The following is a 1,503-nucleotide window of genomic DNA, read 5'->3' on the forward strand; positions in this document are numbered from 1 at the left end:
CGGATTTTGACGGCCAGCCGATCGCGCCCGCGTCGGTCGCTCTCGACGAAACCGCGCGGCGACTGGCGCCGCCAGGCACGTGGTGGCACGCCCTAAATAGTATACGATATGAATACTTTCACAATCTCTCCAGCGGTGTCAGGCATGTGTTGGGCGCTCCGCGCCCCGACGCCGACGGGCGGCACTATGATCAAGGCCAAGGCCGCCGTTTACCATCGGGGGTTTGGATGTTCAAGCCGAAAAGGTTGTGTCCTCGACAGTTCGGGCGCTAGCCCTCAGCGGTCCTGACCTTCCCACGGCCGAACTCACCCCCCGGTCTGGGCCATGAAGCGGATGACCTGCTCGGGACGCTCGTTAAATTCGTGGCGCTCCGGTTTGCGGATGATCGCTTGGCGCAGTTGCTCGAACAGCTCATCGTCGCTGATGCCAACGCGCAACAGCGGTCGCAGGGGGACGCTGTGCTCCTGGCCGAGGCACAGGTGCAGGGTGCCGTCTACGGTGAGTCGGACCCGGTTGCAGGTCGCGCAGAAGTGCTGGGAGAGGGGGGTAATGAAGCCGACGCGGGTGTCGGTGGCGCCGATGCGGTAGTAGCGCGCCGGGCCGCCGCCAGGCAGCAGATCGGGAATGAGGGTGTAGCGACGCTCCAGGCGCTCCTTGATCCGGCGCAGATCGACGTACTGGCTTTGGGCGGCCTGGCCGGTAGCGCCCATGGGCATGGTCTCGATGAGACGCAGGGTGAAACCGTGCTGTGCGCAGAACTCCAGGAGTTGCTCGATCTCCCCATCGTTGACCCCCGCCATGACCACGGTGTTGATCCGGATCGGCTGGAATCCGGCCCGGTGGGCCGCCGCGAGACCACGTAATACCTGATCGAGCCGCCCCCCGGTCACCTGCGCGAAGACCTCCGGCCGGAGACTGTCCAGGCTGGCGTTCAGGCGCCGCACGCCGGCCTGATAGAGTGGTTCGGCCAGGGCGTCCAGCCGGGTGCCATTGCTGGACAGGGACAGATCGTCCAGGCCCGGCAAGGCGGCCAGGCGTGCGGCCAACCGGGGCAGATCGCGCCGCATCAGGGGCTCGCCGCCGGTCAGGCGCACATGGCGGACGCCCAACCGGGTGAAGGCGCCCACCACGCGGGTGATCTCGTCGAAATCGAGCCAGTGTTCGGGTTCCTCGAAGTCCTTGAAGCCTTTGGGCAGGCAATAACCGCAGCGCAGGTCGCAGCGGTCGGTCACGGAGAGGCGCAGATAGGCGATCCGGCGGCCGAAGGGGTCGGTCAACGGTTCGGTCGTCATGGCGCTGATCTTTTCATTGACTTGTCTCTCGATAGTTGAACGCTGCGCACGGGGCTTCCGCCCGGCCTTGATCATATAGCCTTCTTACCTGATATCCGGACAGACCCTTGGTGGGGCGGGTTTGAAACCCGCCTCTACGTCCGGTTGTCACGTGCGCTGGGTATAACTGCGGCCACGCGCCCTCACGACAACCTGTCGCGGCCGGGGGGCC

The 1,503-nt window shown here is 65.6% G+C and carries 1 protein-coding gene; it reads right to left on the reverse strand.

Annotation, left to right across the window (positions count from 1 at the left end):
- Window positions 1-305 precede the first annotated feature (305 nt).
- Entirely contained in the window at window positions 306-1,292 is a 987-nt protein-coding gene (gene moaA / locus QZY03_RS11635; protein ID WP_295581163.1) for a GTP 3',8-cyclase MoaA, read from the reverse strand.
- Between the last annotated feature and the right edge of the window lie 211 nt (window positions 1,293-1,503).

This window comes from uncultured Lamprocystis sp. (assembly GCF_903933125.1).
Classification (GTDB): Bacteria; Pseudomonadota; Gammaproteobacteria; order Chromatiales; family Chromatiaceae; genus Thiodictyon.

Excerpts from the sequence above, each read along its gene's own strand:
- moaA (WP_295581163.1), bottom strand. The coding sequence starts at position 1,292 with ATGACGACCGAACCGTTGACCGACCCCTTCGGCCGCCGGATCGCCTAT.